Annotated in this window: 1 protein-coding gene; it reads right to left on the bottom strand. The window is 37.7% G+C overall.

The features are described from left to right. A partial coding sequence (locus tag AC1DG9_RS27725) for a CDP-alcohol phosphatidyltransferase family protein (protein ID WP_477635789.1) occupies positions 1–375 on the bottom strand: 375 nt, incomplete at its 3' end. Between the last annotated feature and the right edge of the window lie 105 nt (positions 376–480).

Consider the following 480-nt stretch of genomic DNA (forward strand, 5'->3'; position numbering starts at 1 on the left):
GGCATATACCATATAGCCCAATCCAATAAGTACCGTGCTTACCCAATCCATTATGATATCTAAAGAAAAGCCGTACCATTTTCTTGGAATGTTTCTGTAGTAAGCTATTCTTCCGTCAAGTGAGTCGCCGAACCAGTTAATTGCTAAGCCTAATATACCAAGCAATAGAAAGCTGCGGTTGTCGTATGTAGCTAAAATAAAACCTGCAAGAACCAGAAGCGATCCAAAAGTACCTGTAAAGGTTAGCATATCTGAGCTGATGGACGAAGGAACTCGTTTTACGAGGTAAGAAATGGTGTTTTGTTCGGCACTTCTTAGGATGTTAGTTCTTTTTCTGTCTTGAAATATCCTTTTCAGATCTTGTGTTTCTTCCATTCAGGGGTTGCAAATATGCTTTTTATAACGAGGTACAAAAGTAGGTATTTTAACTTATTTCAGGCGATTTTTTCAATTCTATTACAGTTATCTCTGGCCATATAC

The sequence above is a fragment of the Pedobacter sp. 05L430 genome (assembly GCF_056397585.1).